We start from the raw sequence: 19,219 nt of genomic DNA on the forward strand, positions 1-19,219 counted from the left end.
TTGGGCTTTGATTTAGTTGCTCAATCTGCTGCTACCGAATGTGTTTCTTAGGAGTGAGTTCCCAACAGCCGATTGATTTGTTCTACTAGGTTTATCTCATCACATATGCCAGCGACTATGCCGCAGTGGTCAATATCTTGTACCCTAATATCTAGTGGTGATGCTGTCATGCTTCTAAAATACAGCATTTAGGTCATTTTCAAAAATACAGTATTTACGATCGCACCTGCGGAATGTGGGTTATCTGCTACCTGATTCTACTATTTTCATCACTCCCCTGTCCATGCTGCAAAAACAAATTCTTTCCTTAATGAACATGCCTGAGTCCCTTTATCAGGTAGATGCAGTGCAATACTCGACATAATTACGCCTTATCCCTGTAAAATCAGCACGAATTGACAAGAATACACAGAATTGAATGTCCCATTTCAATATCAGCCCTAACCGTGTATTACACCGAAAGCTTGTGCTATCACAGTCTTTTTTTTTGTAAATTCTCTGTGCTTGCATGTATTACACGGTAGATTTGATTTCCCTCGTACCGCGTAATACACCGTTAATCTCATTTGTCCTTTCCTAAGTATTACACGGCATGACCACCATCAGATCCAGATAATGGTTTTTTCCTTGGACAGTAAGGCATTAATTCCTCTCACCCTGACAAAATGAGCGAACGTACAGTTGTTGGTAGTCATAAAAAAATATCGTTTTGTCAAAACACGGTCACAAGGGTTAATCTTTCGGAGTAAAATTGGATTCTTTTGATTGTTAGGAGCCTAGTTGCTGGGGGTTGTTTATGATGTGTGGGGCTGAGAGTTGCCAGTCACGAGTGTTGCTAGGAGCAAGCCTGATTAACTCTTCAACATTGCGTAGCATTGTGTTGCAAATCACATTCAAGGGTAGATCATTTGGATCGTGCCCAAAAGGTTCTTCGATTTCAGAGCCAATTTGTTCAATACTCAATAATGTAAAACTCACAAAAGCCATTATTATGCCTGTCCACCAAGTTAAACCACTGACTAGTTCAAGAGGCAATATTAGGCAATAAATTACCACCAATTGCCTAAGTTTAATAGCATATATCAAGGGCAGTGGTGTTTTCAAAATGCGTTCGCAACCACCCAAAATATCTACCATATCATCCAGCAACTTATGTAAGGCGGTCAGCTGATAGATATTTAGACAATTACGGTCATGCTGATGCTGCAAATAATCCCCAATCCAGAAAGCAATTTGTAGTGGGGAATGATTTGTTTCTTGGAGCTTGGAATACTGAAGAGAGGACATTAATGACTCTAACTGCTCGTCCAAAGGCTCTGACCTTAGATGTAACTTCATTGCGATCGCAAAAGTAACTACTAGCCGAAGTATTGCCTCTTTTTCTACTCTATCCTTCGGTGATTGCTCTTTAACTACTATGTAAATCCCACGACTCAAATTACGGACTGTATTGACTAAAGCTCCCCATAGTTTACGGCCTTCCCAAAATCGCTCATGAGCTGTATTCGTCCGGAAAACCAATAACAAAGTCAAGCCAACATTGAAACTCAAGACAGCATTGGTAAGGACACGATTCCCAGAGGCGAATGCTATGGAAAACCCAAAATAGTAGAGTAATGATACTAAAAAACCATATATACCACAAAAGATTACCCAGGGAAGAATGACTGAAATAACTGAACTTTCAAGTCGTAAAACTACTTGAACCCAATGCAGTTGTTCGCCACTGTAGAGGTGATACTTTCCTCTAAACGAATTCTTTGCCTTGCTGAGAAACTGTTTGCACCGTTGCAGTGCATTAGTAGCATTTGAGCGGCTCATCTATTAGAACTCCAATACTTCCATTATCTTGGGTGCATCGCGGCTAGAGGGTTAGGAACAGGAAACAGATCCTCAAGAGGTACAAATTTGCCAAGGCTAGCGTTGTAAGCGAAAACTTTTCCAGTCTCAATCTCATAAACCCAGGCGTGAAGGTAAAGTTGGCCACTGTGAAGTTTGGAGCGGATGATTGGGTAGGTCTCCAGGTTTTGTACCTGGGTCAGGATGTTCTCCTCAATTGTGACGTTTAAAAGTTCCTCACCAGAGTACTCCTTGTAGTTCTCCTGAACAAGGCGGCGAGTACCCTCTGCATGATGCTTTAACCATTCGTAAACCAAAGGCATTTCTTCAACAAGATTGCCCAACTGCAACAGTCCCTTCATGGCTCCGCAGTGGGAATGGCCGCAGATAATAATATCCTTGACCCCCAAAGTATGAACAGCATATTCGATGGCTGCACCTTCACCGCTATTGATTGTTCCATAGGTTGGAATGATATTACCAACATTGCGAATGATGAACAGTTCACCCGGCTGGGTTTGAGTTAGCAGATTCGGGTCAATCCGGGAGTCGGAACAGGTGATGAAGAGCACTTCAGGCGTTTGGCTCTGAGAAAGCCGTGCGAACAACTCCTGATGTGAGCAGAAATAGTTTTTATGAAACTCACTTAAACCTCTAATTATTCCCTTCATTGACATTTATCAATTCCTCCCAATACAGAAAAATACATTTACTTTATTTGTCTGCTACATTAGTGGGCAATAGCATTTAGTATTCAAAACTCAAAACTATTCATTCATATTGCGGTAGGTGGCGACGGCTGAAGGCGAGATTCGATTCAAGTAACGGAAGATCCAATATTTGAATATGCTATCTAAAATCACTGGAATTGTTGCAATAAATAAAGAAATAAAGTTGTGATTCTCTGGTAGACCGAAATGTCGCAATACGCCTTCTAGAATAACTTCCCAGCCATGGGGTGAGTGGAACCCTACAAACATATCAGTAAACAAAATAATAATAAACGCCTTTGCACTATCACTGAGTCCGTACACGATCTGATCGATAAAATCCTTTAACACCGCAATTTCTCGCTTGCTAACAATGATGAGCCAGCTAAAAGCACCCACAGACAGTAAATCTGCAAAAATATTTTTGATCGCATTGGAACTTTCAACTCGAAATTCCTGAGCAATCTCACGTACTTTCTCTCTCATCTGGTTTTCTATTTTTTCTGGAGAAATTTCGGCCGACGAAACCATGAAGTTTTCAAACTTGATTTTTTCTTCAAACCTTTGCATTTCTACAAGCGCTTTTTCTTCCATTTCATGATTTAGGAATACCGTTGTCTCCTCGGTAATTATAAATTTGTTAATAATTGGTTCTACTATTAATTGCTTTGATAAATAATAAGTTAAAAGAGGTACTATAATCAGCATGATAATAAACCTGATGGATATCAAGGTTTTTCTTCGAGAAATGCGAAATTTTTTGACAAGTTCTTGCTCTGATTTTGGATCGCATTCAGATCTTATACGATTGAGTGTACTTAAAATAGATCTTGGTACTACACTCGTTTCTTCAGCCTTATTCACCTCTTTCTTATCTAATTTATCAATCGGTGTTTTTGACTGATTCACAACGGTTATATTAGGCTCAGTTTGGATAACTTGAGCATCTGTAAATAAAGAAAATGAAGGTTCTTCATAAGCTCTGTACTTTGCTAGAACCGAATCAATAAATCTTAACTTCTCTAAAATCAAGTCTGGGTTATTTCTTAGTTGAATAGCCAAGGAATCTTTGGCATAATTTGTGGTATTATGTTTTACTATTTGGGGAATTTTTTGATGAAAAGTACTAACCACTGAACGACTCGCCTCAAATTCTGCCAGTCTCATCCGGGTAGTTTTTAAGTATTTTTTAAGTTCTGACTGAAAATAAGTTATAACGCTGTCTCCGTAACTGGCGGATTCAGCCGCTATTTTCTTACCATTGAAATTTTTGTCTTCCATCGCCTTAATCAGTAAGGCCGTTTTGTACGCTTCGTCTAGCGATCGCTCTGGTGTTTCTAAATACCACTGCTTAAGAGTGAGTAAGTAGGATTTAATTTGCTGCATCAACATAGATTTCTTCATAGCAGGCGTTTTTCAGCTTAGGGTTGCGATTTTTGAAGCAAAGATAGCTCTGTTACGTGCTGCTTTGATAAAGGTGTTTAAAGTACCGACCTGCCGAGAGCTAGAGTCACCCCGTTAATGAAACGATTGAACCCTTTTAATAGGCTTTATGAGGTGGAAGACCTCATCGGTCAGCCATTCAGTAGTAGCTTTAAAATCATGAACTGGAGTCGGTAATAACTCTAAATAGGTGGCTACGCGGATCAGGTGACCAAGTTTGCCCTTGACTTCAAAGCGATCAAATATTTCAGCGGCACTCTCTGCCAATCCCAGTTTGAGGAGTGTCCCGCGCAAACGAATGTGAGCGGGACTTAACGAGCGACCTTCCGAAATGGCCTTTAGGTTACGGGCAATTATGGCTCCTTGCTGATAGGCAACTTGTGCTGTGGCAGGCAGGGGATTTTCCATATCCACCGCACAATCTCCGCCTGCAAACACTTCTGCAAAGTCGGGCAGTTGTAACATTGGGGTGACCTGTAGCCGACCGTGTTTGTCCCGGTACTCCTCAGTTACGGGCAGGGCTTTAATTAGAGGATGAGTTGCAGTATTAGCCGTCCAGACGATTGTCGCAGCTGGGAGCACCTCAGGCTGGCTGTGACGCTTGAACTCTACAAAGTTAGCTTGAGCGGCTGTTACGTCGTTTTCCATCAACAACTCAATTGGCACAGTGCGCTTTTCAAGGGCAGTCTGGGCGGTTTCGCGAAGGTGACTATTCATGTCCCCTTGCAGGATCTCTTTGCTCCGATTGAGCAGCACCACCCGAATTTCTTGAGAGTTGCCTCCCAATTGGGTGTACCAGTAAGGCAGCAAATCGGCTGAGGAACTCGTAGAGCAAGGGCTTAAAGATAAAACGCTCTTCTTTGTCGATGAGGATGGTCAGCACAGAGCAGGGTTGATGGCGCAGATGCAGGGCAGTAAACAGCCCAGTAAAGCCACCACCTAGAATTAAAGTTGGGTTAGTGGAGTCATTCATAAGTCGTAAACCTTGATTTTGAGACGACTGGTTCGCGGGTTGTGCTGATCGCAAGATCCCTTCAGTCCCCATAAAAGGAGGGATAATATATTTTCTTCCATGTAAGAAATTCTGACTTATGACCGTTTTGCCGACTTAAAGACCACACATGAGCAGTCGATTGAAGAAATAGTTCGTCATTTTTGAACCAAAGGGGGAATTCCACCATTGCGAAGGATGACAGCCTATCGGAGCAGCAAGGGTGTAGTCTAGGTCATCACACTTTTGCCATTTGCCGTCCACGCGCCAGCCTACGCGATCGCCGAATTGTTCAATAACTGAATTATCTTGAGAGATGGTGGTACCGAGAGAACCACCCACACTTTGATAAATCTGCATCTGCACGCTGAAGCCAAAGCGACCCTTGCTATAGATTGTCCAGACGCTGTCAATCACGCGAAGTTCATCACAAGGAAACCGCTTCATGTCCTCAGGGGTGATAGATTCCACATCTGGCTGTCCTGTTATCGCTAGGATTACCCAAATGGTTTCCCAGTCCGCTTCTCGCAAGTCCCCTGCCGCTAACAAATCTCGCAGCTTTTTGTATTTGTAGACGTCTGCAACTAGTATGAGATTCTCCTCCGACCGAGCAACTCGCTCGGTGAGGCTTGATAAAAGCTGATTGAATTGCTGTAGCTGCACTTCTAGCCCGGCTGAACCAGTAATGATTTCAGATTCATGCACTTCATTAGACATTGGGTTCCTCATAAGGAAAAGTGGATGGCTACTCCTGAAACAAACATACCTGCTGTTGTTATCACCTTATGCACAAACTGTTCATAGGCTTTTCCAATGCAGGGGCGACTTCAGTATGAGTTGGAATACTAGGACTTACGCATTGAAATTATGCATGATTAATTTTAAAGAGTGCAGCTGCAAGGACGCTAGGGTTAATCTTTCTTTTGCAAGTTTCTATTCTTTTGGTCGTGGGAGGTGTAAAATATCAACAGTATGTGTAATGACGCTGAGCACGTTAAAGCCCTAGCGATAGCGCCTTATGCCTTTCGAGAAGTAAGCTAATAAAAATGTTGTTATCCCGGTCATGGCTAAGTGCCAATAAGTCGTGGTAAGCGTGGCAATGGCTACAACCAGTAAGCAAAGTAAGCTGTATTTAAGTTTAAGCGGCATTTTGGACAAATCAAATAAATAGAAGATGACGTGGTTGAGTAATTTGGAGTAGTCTGGGCAAGAAGCTAATTGATTTCTACTTGTCTTGCTGCCCTATATCTCTATTTCTTTCAGCCTTCAGTTCTCGGATGCATTCTTGCCCAACGCCCAGAGTGAATCCTAGACATGCACCAATCAAGGCATATTTTTTATGTAAGTTTTGGTAGTACTGACCTTCGTATTCAAGTTGATTAAAGTTACGTTGACCCATCTTGGTGGCAGCTAAACCTATAACCGCGCCGATAAGAGCAGTCATAATCCCTGAGAAGATAATTAGCCTAATGTTCATGGTTTCCCTAGATTAGGACTAGTGGTGCAAGAAGAAAGAGTAAAACAAATACACAATAGTGACACCAAACAAGACGTGGTTAATCCAATCGTCGAAATTCCATTTGCTAAACATTTCTGTTACCTCTATAAACAGACGTTGAACTTCTTGTGTGCTGTTATGGCATAAGCTTTCTGGGGCTATGGCAACTCTTAGGTAAACTTAGAGGGCGATTATTCTGTCTGCATCCGAAAAGAATAGCCCAGGTTTTGCACATAACCTGTGTGTGGCTTAGTGGAGTACACTCCCCCCTGACGACATGAGTGTAAGCTCCTAGTATACTTTCTTAAGAACTACCAGAACTTCCTTCAAGTACTATTAGTAGTAGAAACAGTTACTACAGGGTTCTCTTTACCGAAGAAACGCAGAGGGCAGGAGGCAGAAGGAAAAAGGAAGAAAATATATTTTGCCTTCTACCACAGGGTTTAAAGCCCCCAAATCGATGAAAAAAAGAAAAAAGATAGATGTATTTCGAGATGCACAGCGCAAGAAATACGGCGTCCTTATTGAATCCCCTAAATTTATTTATGGGGATTACCTTCTGCCCTCTGCCTTCTTCTTTCTGTCTTCTCAAGGCATTTTACCATTTTGAGAAGAATTAAATCTGGAGATGGCCTGCTCCTTCTCCTCTTGAACCTGAGGCTGCTCAGGCTGCTCAGGCAAGCCTGACTTACCAGGCTTGCCCGGTTTCAAGAAACGCTCTTCTAGGTTCTTAATCACGACGTACAGAACTGGCACTAAAAACAGACTCAAGATAGTCGAAATGAGGTAGCCGCCAAAGAGTGCTGTCCCTAGAGACCAACGACTCATTGTCCCAGCTCCTTTAGCAATCACCAAGGGCCAGAAACCGACCAGACCGGCAAAGGCAGTCATCAGAATCGGTCGTAAGCGTTCCTCGGCGGCTCGAACCGCCGCCTGGGTAATGCTCATGCCTATCTCCACCGATTGGTTGGCAAATTCCACAATCAGAATCGCGTTCTTGCTCGCCAAACCAATTAGCATGACCAAAGCTACCTGGGCATAGATGTTATCGTTAAGCACTGGCCAAACCCCACCAGCTTGGAAAACATTTGCCCGAAACATAATCGCACCAAGAGCGCCCAAGATTGCTAGGGGTACCGTGAGCATGATGATGGTGGGGTCAACGTAGCTTTCGTACTGAGCTGCCAGCACCAGAAAGACTATGACAAAAGCTAAGCCAAAAATGATTGGCGCTGCACCGCCAGAGGATTGCTCCTGGAAAGCAGTCCCTGTCCAAGCGTAGCCAAATCCGGGTGGCAACACTTTGTCGGCAACCTCTGACATAGCTTTCATGGCTTGTGCTGTACTGTAGCCTGGCGCTGGAGCCCCTTGGATTTTGATCGCTGGGTAGACGTTGTAGTGAGTTACAATAAGAGGATAGCTAAATTTTTCTACTTGCACTACAGTGTTCAGTTGGACTAGATTGCCATTTTGGGAGCGCACATACAAGCGACCAATATCCTCAGGATTGGATCGCACCGTCCCTTCTGCCTGAGCATATACCCGATAAAGTCGTCCACCGAGAACGTATTGGTTGACAAAGCTTGCGCCTAGGTAGGTCTGCAAGGTACTGAAAATATCATTGATCTGGATGTTCTGCGCCTTGGCTTGGTTGCGGTCGATGGAAAGCTGCATCATCGGGGTATTGAAGGTGAATTGGGTAAAGACACCCGCCAATTCCGGTCGCTTCTGGGCTGCCTCTATCACCTTTTGCGTATTGTCAATTAGCGCTGTAATGGGAAGAGCTTGTTTGTTTTGGACATAGAACTCAAAGCCACCTGTACTACCTAATCCATCCACTGGCGGTGCATTCACCGCGAATGCCCTGGCTTCTGGGATTTTTTCTCGCAACCTCTGGTTGAGCTGTTGTACAATCCCAAAGACTGACTTATCGCCATCAGGGCGCTCTTCCCAGTCTTTGAGCTTGACGAACAAGATTGCTTTGTTGCTGCCATTCCCCTCAAACCCAAAGCCAACGAGACCATTAACATGCTCAACTTCGGGAATCGGCAACGCCACTTCCTCAGTAATCCGCTTGACTCAGATCTTGCACCTAACCGTAAAAAACCGTATAAGCTAAAAAGATGCGCGATAAGGCTACCTGATTTTTATCGGTTTTTATCGCTAAATTAAGGCTTTTAATTTAATACGGAGTAATTAAATTAAATCAATTTTTATTGGTGCAAGATCTGAGTTGACCAGATCGAAGGTGTAGTTCAGGGAAACTCCCGCTGGGGCTTCGACAATCGCAAACAAATAGCCCTGATCCTCCTCAGGGATAAAGCCCTGGGGAGTTATTTGGTAGATCCAGCCCGTCGCTACCAAACCCGCGACAAAAACTGGAATGACGAGCAGCCGAATCCTGATCAGAAATTTCACTGTCTTGACGTATAGCGCCTTGAACCAGTCGAAAATCCGATTAAACCAACGAAAAAACCAGCCCAACGGACCGTGCACTTCCTGCTGCCGCCGCATGATGATGGCTGACATACTGGGGGAGAAGCTCAGAGCGTTGAAGGTGGAAATAGCGATGGAGAAAACGATGATTAGGGCGAATTGCTTGTAGACGATTCCTGTGGTGCCTGGAAAGAAGGTAACGGGGATAAATACCGCCATGAGTACAACTGACGTGGCGATGACTGCCCCTGTCAGTTCCTCCATAGCATCTAGGGCTGCCTGAAGTGGTCTCATCCCCTGAGAGAGCTTGGCTGCGATCGCCTCCACCACCACAATTCCATCATCCACCACCAAACCTGTTGCTAAGATAATGCCAAACAGGGTTAACTGATTGAGGGTAAATCCCAACGCGTAGGCACACGCCATCGCCCCAATTAATGAAACGGGAATGGCAATAGCAGGAATGATGGTGGTGCGCCAGTCTTGCAAGAAGATGAAGATCACTAAGAACACCAGAGCGATCGCCTCCATCAGGGTTTTGAAAGCTTCGTCGAGAGAAGCTGCCACGAACAAAGTGTTGTCTAAAGCGACTGCCGTTTTCAATCCTGGAGGAAAATTCGCTTCTAGCTCAGCCATTTTGGCTTTGATCAATTTGGCTGTATTCCAGGCATTAGTGCCGGGAAGTTGGTAGGATAAAAGAATGACTGATGGTAAGCCATCAAACAGATTAATGGTGCTGTAGTCTTGCGCCCCCACTTCTGCTCGACCGACATCTTTAACCCTGGTCAGCGTGTTATTCTCACCCACTTTCACCACGATGTCTTCAGCTTCTGCGGGAGTGGTAAATCGACCGTTGGCTCGCAGGGCAATTTCATACTGCTGCTCGGATGGGGTGGGCTGCTGACCAATTCTCCCTGCTCCTACCTGGATATTCTGTTCTGAGATAGCATTGATCACATCCTGAGCCGTCAAATTCCTAGCGGCGAGGGCATTGGGGTCGAGCCAAATACGCATGGCATATTTACGTTCCCCAACAATTGTGGCGGAACCCACGCCCTCGATCCGTTTGATCTCATCGAGGACTTGTCGGTCAACGTAGTTGCTGATAAATACGTTATCGTATATAAATTTACCGTTATTATCCTTTTCGGGATAGAAGGCGTAAGCTAGGGTAATGGTCGGGGACTGTTTTTGGGTAATAACACCAGTTCGGCTGACTTCCTCGGGTAGATTAGATTGAGCGATCGCCACATTATTTTGGACGAGAACTTGGGCAGTATTTCTGTCCATCTCCGTCGGGAAGGAGACGTTAATGGTTGTGTCACCATTATTTGTCGTCTGAGAGGACATGTACACGACCTGCTCCGTGCCGTTGATTTGCCGCTCGAGCACGGTGGTGACGTTTTCTTCCGCTGTTTTGGCATCGGTACCGAGATAGTTCGCAGTTACAGTGACCTGCTTCAGTGCCATTTCCGGTAGCTTATCCAGGGGAAGCAGAGGCGTGGCAATTCCTCCTATCAAAAGAATAAGTACAGTGCAAACTGTAGTTAAGACTGGTCGCTTGATGAAAGTGTCAGCAATACTTAGCAGCATAGTTCAGGAGATCGTGTTAATCGTTCGGGGTAGTAAGAGAGCTATTGCCGCAAGCCTAAGTAGAGACCTAATTATTTAGGATTCAGGCTTAATGGGAGTGCCGTTTTTCAAGTTAAGAATTTGCGTTACAGCAATCTCTTCTCCTGGCTTGACCCCATTGAGCACCTGGTAACTCTGACCTTGGATGTTTCCCAGTTGAACAGGTGTTTGCCGAACAACTGGTTTTTGCCCTTTCTGCGCTACAAAGACAAAGTTCTGCTCACCGATGGTAGACACTGCCACCGTGGGGATCAAAATCCCCGGACTTTTGCTCCAAATAACTTTTGCTTTGACAAATTGCTGATCGCGTAAGCTGTTATTTTGGTTAGGAAAGCGTGCCTTAGTTAAGATAGCCTGGTTGCCAGAGTTTACCTGAGGGGAGATAAAGTTGATACTGCCTGTGGCTAGGCGCTTATTTGTATTGGGGTCAACTAGCTCGACCGACAGTCCCGGTCGCAGTTGTGATGAACGGTTTATGGGAACCGAAATCCGCAGTTCTAGAGACTCATTTTCGGTAATGCTGGTTAGAGTTTGACCAGTGTTAACGTAGTCTCCGATCTTGACTGAGAAGTCGCCAATTACACCTGTGATGGGGGCAACCACCTGTTTGTACTGGAGAGAGACATTTGCAGCAGCTGCCTCTGCCTGAGCCTGCTTGAGGTCGGCATTCGCCTGATTTAAACTCGATCTTGCAGCTCCTACCTGTTCCTCGGCGGCGCGAAGGGAGGCAACCCCTGTATTCAGGTTTCTCCGGGCAATGTCCAATTCCTGCCTAGGCTGTACCCCTTCATTGACAAGTCGCTCAGTTCGCTGGAACTGTACTTTCTGGAGTTCTACTTCCGACGCAGCTCTGACCTGGTCTGCGCGTGCGGCTCGGAGCCTCGCCTGGGCAGTTTCGCTAGCTGCCCTAGTAGAGTTGGCTCTGGCAATAGCACTTGCGTATTGAGCTTGAGTTTGATCGGAACGAAGTTGTGCAATCGGTGTCCCCTTACTAACGCGATCTCCATTTGAAACGCGAATCTCAGTAATCCGACCCTCGATCTCCGGCTTTAGGTCAACTCTCTTTGTGGCTTCTAGTGATCCCACAAACTCAGAACTGTTTATAAATTGGCTGGATTTTAGCGCCTGCAACTTTACAGGAATCGCAGGCGCTGCAATCGCCTTAGCGGAAGTTTCACCTCCTTTGCAAGCGCTGGTCAGGAAAGAGGCTAGAAAAGCTATACCTAGCAACTTTATTATGAGTAAATTATTGACTTTTAACATTTAAAATGATATAAAGACAAACTTTAAGTTTACTAGGACTTATGGACTTATACATTGCAATGAAGACAGTCATGTGTTTTATACAGGTGACGGTGGCTTGCAAGGTTTTCTAGAATCATTTTCCCGATCGCCAAAGCCCTCTAAGTACGTAGGCTTTGCCGAAAATCCGCACCTCGTGCGCGTTTTTGAGTGTGTTTCTCCTAAAAACGAATCATCAACTCAGCTCGCTTTTTGTTTGATTACTGGAATATCAATGATTAAGTTTAGAGAGCGCAGGTGCAACGGCGCTAGGGTCTATCTTTCGGAGCAAGTTTGTATTCTTTTGGTCATGCTTAGTGTTGGACTTTTGTAGGCTCAAGCTAACACAGAAGTGGATTCGGTGACGGAGGTGAGTGTAACATTGTCAACCAATAATCCAGAATCGGTAAAGTTATCAAACTTATTTGTAACTCCGAGTCCCAAAGTGTATGTTCCGGTTGTCGGTATCGTGAAGGAAAAAGTGTGAAAACCAGTTTCTCTCAAAAACTGTGTCGGTGAAGTTACTAATGATGGGAAGGTGGTAACATCAGCCAGTTCTTCTAAGTAGCTAATTGAGTCTAACGGGGAACTAATTGAGACGAAAGAGAAATCTGATAAAGAAGGACCCAAAGCGGTTGGTAACTCATTCGTGAAGAAATTCCAATCAAAAGCCAAAATGTCTCCAGCCTCCGCTGTAAATGTTTGTTGAATAGCAGAACCTTGAGCGGGTTGTTCGGTGAAGACAAGAGTTGGAGGGGGATCTATTGGAAAGGGCACAAGATTATCTAGGCTTTCAGCTTTTAACCCTAAGAATTGTTCTATAATTGGGTTAGCAAATGAGACACCCCCTGTTGACAGTAAAGCTTGGAAAGTTCCCTGAGTTGGACTACTGCCGAAGGCTGACGTTTCGATAGTGTTTTCGCCTAGTGTTGTCCATGCAATAAAATCACTTGTTTCAAAGCTACCGTTGATGAGCGTTGCGTTAGTAGAGGGTTTGGGGAGAGGAAATGTCTTCAATGACAGTGTATAGGAACCAGATTCAAAGTGTTCACCTGTAAGATTGATATCCCTCAAGCCAGACACTCCAAAAGTCAGCTTGCCACTTGTTGGTACTATTCCAGTTAGTTCGGGTAAAATACTCAAGTCAGATCTGTCATCGTTTATCAGTTGAGGTTTACCAGAATCATCAAGTAACCCCAGAAGCGGATCCACTGTGTTTGAATTTACCTGGACGTTAAATAATTCTCCAGCATTAAGACCTGGAAAGGTGTAAGAGTCAACGTTTCCGGGGTAAATTTGTCCATCTACAGTATTGGTAGCAGATAGGAGGAATTGTCTGGTATCAAAAGAGTGATTATTTTCACTTTCAACTACTACAGAAACAGGTTGAGCTTCAACGGGAAAAGCGAGCGGAAAGGAAAGTACTTTCATGAGAGTTAGCTGGGAATAAATACTATTTGCAGAAGTTCTGTTCTGCCTACCAACTTAGCTGGTCATTTGTTGTGCTGAGCTACTTTTGGTAGGGGCTATAGCAATACGGTACGGATCAGCAAGGGAGGCAGGCTTAGCTGGGGAAGAAAAACTCCTCCTGCTCCCTCTGCTTGCCTCTATCATTGTATGAGAGGGGTGGCGGGAGAAATTCAGTAGACCGAAAACTTTTCCAAAGACTTACCAGCCGTTGATTTGAGCGAGTGTATACAATCAGCCAAAATTCCGGTAGAATCTGCTTTTCGAGTTATAGAGTTGTAGATTGGCTCTCCTGCGATCGCTTGTGATCGCTCTTGCCAGTTCCAAAAACGTCGGCTGAAAGCCGCATTTTTTCGTCACATTCTAAAACTTTTCGGTCTACTGAAATTAACTGAACCGTATTGGGGACTACGATACTACCTCATAGGGCAGCATCATCTCGTTGTCCTCATGTCCAAGCATGTGGCAGTGCCATACGTAGAGTCCGGTGAACGAGTTACCGAAGGGCAGGTTCTCCGCTGCTTGGGCACCGAACGGCACGATAAGGCGAACGACCTCGCCTGGGTTGACGAGCACCGTATCCTTCCACCCAGTCTCGAAAGGCGCTGGCGATCGCGCCGGACCGCTGGCAAAGGGGGTGGGGTCTGGCGGCGGGTAGCCAGTTGGTACCGTCATCCCACCAACTGCGTGTTCTATGATTACCTCGCGCTGACCAGTAGCAAGGTATGCCTTCCAGTACTTGACTGTATCGATCTTTTGTCGGTTGAGGATCTGGAACGGAACCAGGTGCAGGTGCATCGGGTGGGCGACCGGCTGAAGGTTGATAATGTTCCACTGCTCCACGGTGTCCACCTTTGGTCGCTCCATAAATTCCGGGTTTTGAAGCGCCTCATCCCAGTAGACGTTGTTGAGCAGCAGCACAAGCGGTCGCCCGGTTGGGTCGTCAATCTCCACCAGCGTCAGGAATCGCTGCCGTATCGGTGGAGTAGCAATTGGCTTTATGAGTGGTTTATGTAATCGCAGTGTCTTAGGAACTGCCTTAGGAGTGGCAGCGCCCGCTTTCACCGTGAACTGCATGAGTTCGGGCAGTTCGGGATTAATTATAAAGGCGTTGCTCCTACCAAACGGATATGGCGAAACAGCGTCGTTTTCCAAGACGATCTTGTCTCCCTGCAGACTATTGGAGAAGTCAATCAGCACGTCAGCCCGCTCACCGGGAGAGAGCAGCAGACTGGATAGTGACACTGGAGCATTGAGCATCCCTTGGTCGGTACCGATTTGAATAATTGGCTGCTTCGACGAGAGTTTGAGGTTGTAGAATCGGGCGCTTGAGCCGTTGACGATCCGGAATCGGTACAGGGTGCGATCGACATTGAGGTTCGGCCACGCCTTGCCGTTGATGGTGGCGATGGGGGCGACATACTCCGCTAACCAATCGGGGGGCTTTCCCTGAGGAGGGTGGAAGATGGAACCATCGGGGTTGAGTATCCGGTCTTGCAGTACGAGCGGCACCTCATAAGGAGCCCCAGCGGGTAAACCGAGCGGTCCATCGCCACCAGCGGGATCGTCAATGTCTCTGATTAGGTATAACCCAGCAAGCCCGGTCAACACGTTCAAGCCAGTGATACCAAGGGCGTGGTCGTGATACCACAGCGTCGCTGCTTCCTGATCGTTACTGAAGTTGTAAACTTGGGACTGTCCCGGCATGAACGTGTCTATCGGGTAACCGTCGCTTTGTGGTTCGGTGTTGCTGCCGTGCAGGTGTAACGATACCCGAGGGCTAGTTTTGTCGGACTCCTTCACACCATGTAACTCGGTATCAACCGCCGCCAGCAGTGGGTGAGTTCCAAGGTTATTCACCACCTTGATGCTCAGTGGCGTGCCTCTGGTGACCTCAATAGTAGGACCGAGGATTGGAAAACCGCCGTAGCCCCATGTGGGACCTGGCTCTAGGCTGCTGTGGAATGAGTGTAAACCTGGTGCTATCGTCAAGGTGCTAGGTGGCGAACCCGCAAACGGGGTAGGCAGAGGCTCGGTAAATTTTGCGATCTGCGGCGATTCTGCATTAGTTCTCTTTGCCTTAAGTATTGCAGAAGCAAGAAATACGGCTCCACACCCTACACCTGCCGTTATAAATTGCCTTCTTTTTAACATTGCTATTTTCTTTTTAGGTGTATATGTTAAGACGATCTTGCACAAACTTCTTTGATTTTGTTGTAGCAGAAACTAAGTCTTTTTACTAGGTTGCAATAGCAACCCATATTCTTTAAGGTAAGCGCATCTCAAATGCTATTGGCAAGCGGATAAAGATGCATAATTATGTTGGGATAAACAAGCAGCAAGAATCGTGAGCATGTAACGATTATTCATCGCATTATACCTGACACTTTTCCACGCGATGATGAGCCTTTTCAACTGTTCATTATAGCTAATCTCAGTACCCTCGAGATCTTGGGTTTGAGCTTGCTCAAACCCAAGATTTTCATCTGTTTATAGAGTGTAGGATAGTTGGCTTTAAGTGCTAGGACGTAATTTGACGAATGCGTTATAAATTTGAGCCTTAAAAAGCAGTTTGTGTACCCATTGCATCAATTGTAATGATGCATCCTGTAAGGTCAAGTAAATCTAGTAGCGCAGGAATTGCTGTGATTTCATTCAATTTATCGGCAACTTTCACTGGTTTCAAGACAAAACAATCCTGACTAGCCCAAGCACTTACCACCTATAGGACTGATTGCTTGTTCCCTCTGTCGTAGGAATTTTATAGACTTTCTTACTGCTCTTACCTTGACTACTTACTCTAGATGATTTCATGAAGTTGCTCTCATCTTTATAGCTTGATAATTTAAATCAGTTCCTCAACTCGCATCAACTCTAACTGGGTAAATGCTTGGATTGAACAAAAAATGTGACTTTTAATAGCTCTTGCTTGTTCTTACCCTAAACCGCGAAATTCCACATACTTGCTTCACCGCTCGGTGATAGCATTCAGTTCATTGGGAAATTGAATGCTATTGCTTATTGCTTATCCTGGGTTGTTACATGTTTTATTTTCTTTGTCAATGCGTGAGTCCTATGATTTTTATTTGGGTACTAAAGTTAAGTTTAGGGAGAGCAAAAAACCACCGCAAGGGTTAATTTTTCAGAGCAAGTTTGGATTCTTTCGATTGTTAAAAGCCTGCTTGTGCCTTAGCTCGACTTTATCCATTTAAGCGGCGTAGCCCAAAGTATCAATTAAGCGTTCCAACAAAACACGAGGGATTTTCACCATCTTGGTTAGTGGTGCTGGCATGGGAAAAGAACAATAGCACACATTACTGATGAGTGGTATACCCGTTTCAAGGTATGCATTTAGTGCACACCTAACCCAACAACAGCTATGGCAACTAAAAACCCTCGTGTAGTAGGTTATGTTAGCCCTGGAAATCACACTTAGCTAAAAGAATTTATCTGCTTAAACTTCCGGGAACTGAGTAGCCCAGTGCCTCCCACTCCCACTTGTCCTCTGTCGTGCTTTTAGTAACGTACCCCAAGCCCGGAAAGGGGAAGTGGTAGGCGAACACCATAGAGCGGTCGGTAGCGGCTTGGTCGAAAAGCTGGCGTCTAGTTCTAAGGGCCTGTTGAGGGTCTAGATCGACGCCCAGATACCAGTCGGGATGCTCCAGGGAAAGGATGTAGTGACCTGGCGCGTCGCCCACGTGCAGCAACCGCTCGCTGCCCGAGGACACAGCGATCGCCATGTGTCCCGGAGTGTGCCCAGGTGCCGCGATAGCCCGGATACCGGGCACGACCTCTACCTCACGGTGGAGGAGCCTGAGGTGACCTCGAAGCGACGGGAGTCTCTTGCGCACGTTTGTGAGAAAGAACTCCTTATTAGCCTCGGCAGCGTCGCCCGTCCCCAGTTCCGACAGACTTGGCTCCGAGGTCCAGAAGTCCCACTCGGTTCGCCAAAAGACGTAGCGGGCGTTGGGGAAGGCCAGCTTGCCTGTGTCGTCGAGTACTCCCCCAATATGGTCTGGGTGCGCGTGCGTGATCATGACCGTGTCGATGTCCTCGCGCCTGATCCCCGCAGCCTGCAAGTTCTGTTGTAGCTTGCCCCCAGTGGGTCCAGCGAAACCGGGCACAACGATGGAGCCGAAGCCCGTGTCTACCAGCACCACGTTCTTACCAGTGTCAATGACTAAGCAGATTGATCGGTTGGTGACTTGATCCGATGGCAGTCCGTTGGCGCTGAGCAACTGCTCAACCTGTTCTATTGGCGCGTTGGCGGCGTAAAAGCTGGCGGGGAGAATGCTGTAGCCGTCGTCAATGGCCACACAGTCGAAGTTTCCCACCTTGAAGCGATAAATCTCGGTCGCACCTGTTGGCGTACTGGTTGCTGCCTTGGTTACAGAGGACAGACCCACGCTCACCCCGCCGCCTGCGATCACTAGACCAAGACCGCCGAGTCGTCTAAGCACTTGACGCCGCGACAACTTCTGAACGGAAAACTGCGAGTGGATGTTGAACTGTTCTTCTTTCATAGTCTCTTTCTTTCCCGGAAAACGTCGATGGGCGCGGCGGCAACCTCGGCTACTACACGGTCGCGCCGCCGTCCACATTCAGGGACTGACCGGTGACGAACGACGCCGCGTCCGAGCAGAGCCACACCACGGCAGCGGCAATTTCCTCCGGTCTGGCAATGCGCCCGATAGGGTGCATCGCGGCGGTTTGCGCTTTGGCTCCTTCATCGCCGCCTGTAATGCGCTCCTGCATGTCGGTTTCAACCCCACCTGGGCTGACTGCGTTGACGCGAATGCCGGACTTGGCGACTTCGAGCGCGGCCGCTTTGGTCAGTCCCAGCACGGCATGTTTGCTGGCACTGTAAATAGACATGTTGGGAGAACCAACGAACCCCGCGACCGAGGCCATGTTGACAATGGCACCGCCTCCCTGTTTGAGCATCTGCTCGATCTCATATTTCATGCACAGCCAAACCCCTTTGACGTTGCTGCCGAACACCTGTTCAAAATCCTCCTCGGTTTGTTCGGTGATTGGGGCTATCGTGCCTTCAACTCCGGCGTTGTTGAAAGCGTAATCGAGGCGACCATAGGTCTCGACGGTCTTGTTGACTAACACGTTGATGTCGGTAACCTTGGTAACGTCGGTCTTGACGAACAGACCGTCACCGCCAGCTTGTTTGACCAGACGCACAGTCTCTGAGCCTTCTTCGACCCGCCGACCGGCGATGATGACCGTGGCACCTTGCTCGGCAAAGGCTACCGCGGTGGCCCGACCGATGCCGGAACTTCCACCAGTGATCAAAGCTATTTTCGCTGCCAACTTTTTCATCGAGTCATCTCCTTGGTACTGTTTGTGGTTCTGTTGCATTATGTGCATCGTTTCGTAACCCTCAATATCCGCGCTTGCTGTGTGGAATGAAAAGAACCACTACCTTGGTTTGACTAGTCGTTCTATAAATTGATTGGCTCGTTGCACAATTTTACCTGTTGCAGCGTTCCCAAAGCCAGTACGGCAGTCGCTTCCAGTACCCGGAGGCGACTGCCGTACTGGTGGCATAAGTTGCGCTCAACGGTTTGCAGTACTAGGGGGTCGTTGTCTACCCTAACTAGTACAGATTTAACCATAAGCTCCTTGGGTAAAATACACGCTTGAGGCACTACTTAGCTTGACCACACCGTTAGACGCTTTTGCACTCAGTCGTCTGTGGAAATGCTGAAATTATCTATTGATTTGCTACTGCAATACTTGAAGCATAAAGCTGTCGCTCTAACCACTTACTCCCTTCCCACTTAAACAATACTTGTGAGGTAGGAGGGGAAGCAGGGGAGAGGGGGATAGGTAATCTTGGCACCGGGAACGGAGTAAATCGCAGCTAGGCTATGAACGCGCCCACCTGATCGCGAGTGCCCATTTCCAATA

The 19,219-nt window shown here is 46.5% G+C and carries 16 protein-coding genes and 2 pseudogenes; all 18 read right to left on the reverse strand.

Going from position 1 to position 19,219, the window contains the following annotated elements:
* Positions 1 to 53: 53 nt before the first annotated feature.
* Positions 54 to 170, reverse strand: a pseudogene (locus ACM0OZ_RS09625) (DUF4277 domain-containing protein); the annotation flags it as partial.
* 598 nt (positions 171 to 768) lie between these two features.
* Positions 769 to 1,821: a bestrophin family protein gene (locus ACM0OZ_RS09630; protein WP_414582574.1), complete on the reverse strand. Its 1,053-nt coding sequence runs from the start codon at positions 1,819 to 1,821 to the stop codon at positions 769 to 771.
* A gap of 23 nt (positions 1,822 to 1,844) precedes the next feature.
* Positions 1,845 to 2,516, reverse strand: coding sequence for a carbonic anhydrase (locus ACM0OZ_RS09635; protein ID WP_414582575.1), 672 nt, complete (start codon positions 2,514 to 2,516; stop codon positions 1,845 to 1,847).
* Between the two features lie 90 nt (positions 2,517 to 2,606).
* On the reverse strand, positions 2,607 to 3,953 hold the full coding sequence (locus ACM0OZ_RS09640) for a proton extrusion protein PcxA (protein WP_414582577.1): 1,347 nt from the start codon (positions 3,951 to 3,953) through the stop codon (positions 2,607 to 2,609).
* A gap of 114 nt (positions 3,954 to 4,067) precedes the next feature.
* The gene (locus ACM0OZ_RS09645; protein WP_414582578.1) at positions 4,068 to 4,709 is read right to left on the reverse strand and encodes an FAD-dependent oxidoreductase; all 642 of its coding nucleotides are present in this window, start codon (positions 4,707 to 4,709) and stop codon (positions 4,068 to 4,070) included.
* The gene (locus ACM0OZ_RS09650) at positions 4,702 to 4,965 is read right to left on the reverse strand and encodes a hypothetical protein (RefSeq protein WP_414582579.1); all 264 of its coding nucleotides are present in this window, start codon (positions 4,963 to 4,965) and stop codon (positions 4,702 to 4,704) included. The genes ACM0OZ_RS09645 and ACM0OZ_RS09650 overlap by 8 nt, the downstream gene beginning before the upstream one ends.
* 135 nt (positions 4,966 to 5,100) lie before the next feature.
* Positions 5,101 to 5,700, reverse strand: coding sequence for a GUN4 domain-containing protein (locus ACM0OZ_RS09655; RefSeq protein ID WP_414582580.1), 600 nt, complete (start codon positions 5,698 to 5,700; stop codon positions 5,101 to 5,103).
* Between the two features lie 508 nt (positions 5,701 to 6,208).
* A complete protein-coding gene (locus tag ACM0OZ_RS09660) occupies positions 6,209 to 6,460 on the reverse strand; it encodes a hypothetical protein (protein ID WP_414582581.1) in 252 nt (83 codons plus the stop codon).
* A gap of 609 nt (positions 6,461 to 7,069) precedes the next feature.
* Positions 7,070 to 8,533, reverse strand: a complete 1,464-nt coding sequence (locus ACM0OZ_RS09665; RefSeq protein ID WP_414582582.1) for an efflux RND transporter permease subunit — start codon at positions 8,531 to 8,533, stop codon at positions 7,070 to 7,072.
* A 144-nt stretch (positions 8,534 to 8,677) separates the two neighbouring features.
* Positions 8,678 to 10,510, reverse strand: a complete 1,833-nt coding sequence (locus ACM0OZ_RS09670) for an efflux RND transporter permease subunit (protein ID WP_414582583.1) — start codon at positions 10,508 to 10,510, stop codon at positions 8,678 to 8,680.
* A 75-nt stretch (positions 10,511 to 10,585) separates the two neighbouring features.
* Positions 10,586 to 11,812: an efflux RND transporter periplasmic adaptor subunit gene (locus tag ACM0OZ_RS09675; RefSeq protein WP_414582584.1), complete on the reverse strand. Its 1,227-nt coding sequence runs from the start codon at positions 11,810 to 11,812 to the stop codon at positions 10,586 to 10,588.
* 354 nt (positions 11,813 to 12,166) lie between these two features.
* Positions 12,167 to 13,261, reverse strand: coding sequence for a hypothetical protein (locus tag ACM0OZ_RS09680; RefSeq protein ID WP_414582585.1), 1,095 nt, complete (start codon positions 13,259 to 13,261; stop codon positions 12,167 to 12,169).
* Positions 13,262 to 13,705: 444 nt separating this feature from the next.
* Positions 13,706 to 15,451: a multicopper oxidase family protein gene (locus ACM0OZ_RS09685; protein ID WP_414582680.1), complete on the reverse strand. Its 1,746-nt coding sequence runs from the start codon at positions 15,449 to 15,451 to the stop codon at positions 13,706 to 13,708.
* Between the two features lie 406 nt (positions 15,452 to 15,857).
* Positions 15,858 to 16,019, reverse strand: a complete 162-nt coding sequence (locus ACM0OZ_RS09690) for a hypothetical protein (protein WP_414582586.1) — start codon at positions 16,017 to 16,019, stop codon at positions 15,858 to 15,860.
* A gap of 126 nt (positions 16,020 to 16,145) precedes the next feature.
* Positions 16,146 to 16,287 (reverse strand): annotated as a pseudogene (locus tag ACM0OZ_RS09695) (IS701 family transposase); the annotation flags it as partial.
* 456 nt (positions 16,288 to 16,743) lie between these two features.
* The gene (locus ACM0OZ_RS09700; RefSeq protein WP_414582587.1) at positions 16,744 to 17,820 is read right to left on the reverse strand and encodes an MBL fold metallo-hydrolase; all 1,077 of its coding nucleotides are present in this window, start codon (positions 17,818 to 17,820) and stop codon (positions 16,744 to 16,746) included.
* Positions 17,821 to 17,872: 52 nt separating this feature from the next.
* Positions 17,873 to 18,628 (reverse strand): SDR family oxidoreductase, encoded by a 756-nt coding sequence (locus tag ACM0OZ_RS09705; RefSeq protein ID WP_414582588.1) that lies wholly within the window; start codon positions 18,626 to 18,628, stop codon positions 17,873 to 17,875.
* Between the two features lie 122 nt (positions 18,629 to 18,750).
* A complete protein-coding gene (locus ACM0OZ_RS09710) occupies positions 18,751 to 18,924 on the reverse strand; it encodes a hypothetical protein (RefSeq protein ID WP_414582589.1) in 174 nt (57 codons plus the stop codon).
* Positions 18,925 to 19,219: the final 295 nt, after the last annotated feature.

The sequence above is a fragment of the Scytonema sp. PCC 10023 genome (genome assembly GCF_963920835.1).
GTDB lineage: Bacteria > Cyanobacteriota > Cyanobacteriia > Cyanobacteriales > Nostocaceae > Kalymmatonema.

Excerpts from the sequence above, each read along its gene's own strand:
- ACM0OZ_RS09630 (WP_414582574.1), bottom strand. The coding sequence starts at position 1,821 with ATGAGCCGCTCAAATGCTACTAATGCACTGCAACGGTGCAAACAGTTT.
- ACM0OZ_RS09635 (WP_414582575.1), bottom strand. The coding sequence starts at position 2,516 with ATGTCAATGAAGGGAATAATTAGAGGTTTAAGTGAGTTTCATAAAAAC.
- ACM0OZ_RS09640 (WP_414582577.1), bottom strand. The coding sequence starts at position 3,953 with ATGAAGAAATCTATGTTGATGCAGCAAATTAAATCCTACTTACTCACT.
- ACM0OZ_RS09645 (WP_414582578.1), bottom strand. The coding sequence starts at position 4,709 with ATGAATAGTCACCTTCGCGAAACCGCCCAGACTGCCCTTGAAAAGCGC.
- ACM0OZ_RS09650 (WP_414582579.1), bottom strand. The coding sequence starts at position 4,965 with ATGAATGACTCCACTAACCCAACTTTAATTCTAGGTGGTGGCTTTACT.
- ACM0OZ_RS09655 (WP_414582580.1), bottom strand. The coding sequence starts at position 5,700 with ATGTCTAATGAAGTGCATGAATCTGAAATCATTACTGGTTCAGCCGGG.
- ACM0OZ_RS09660 (WP_414582581.1), bottom strand. The coding sequence starts at position 6,460 with ATGAACATTAGGCTAATTATCTTCTCAGGGATTATGACTGCTCTTATC.
- ACM0OZ_RS09670 (WP_414582583.1), bottom strand. The coding sequence starts at position 10,510 with ATGCTGCTAAGTATTGCTGACACTTTCATCAAGCGACCAGTCTTAACT.
- ACM0OZ_RS09675 (WP_414582584.1), bottom strand. The coding sequence starts at position 11,812 with ATGTTAAAAGTCAATAATTTACTCATAATAAAGTTGCTAGGTATAGCT.
- ACM0OZ_RS09680 (WP_414582585.1), bottom strand. The coding sequence starts at position 13,261 with ATGAAAGTACTTTCCTTTCCGCTCGCTTTTCCCGTTGAAGCTCAACCT.
- ACM0OZ_RS09685 (WP_414582680.1), bottom strand. The coding sequence starts at position 15,451 with ATGTTAAAAAGAAGGCAATTTATAACGGCAGGTGTAGGGTGTGGAGCC.
- ACM0OZ_RS09700 (WP_414582587.1), bottom strand. The coding sequence starts at position 17,820 with ATGAAAGAAGAACAGTTCAACATCCACTCGCAGTTTTCCGTTCAGAAG.
- ACM0OZ_RS09705 (WP_414582588.1), bottom strand. The coding sequence starts at position 18,628 with ATGAAAAAGTTGGCAGCGAAAATAGCTTTGATCACTGGTGGAAGTTCC.
- ACM0OZ_RS09710 (WP_414582589.1), bottom strand. The coding sequence starts at position 18,924 with ATGGTTAAATCTGTACTAGTTAGGGTAGACAACGACCCCCTAGTACTG.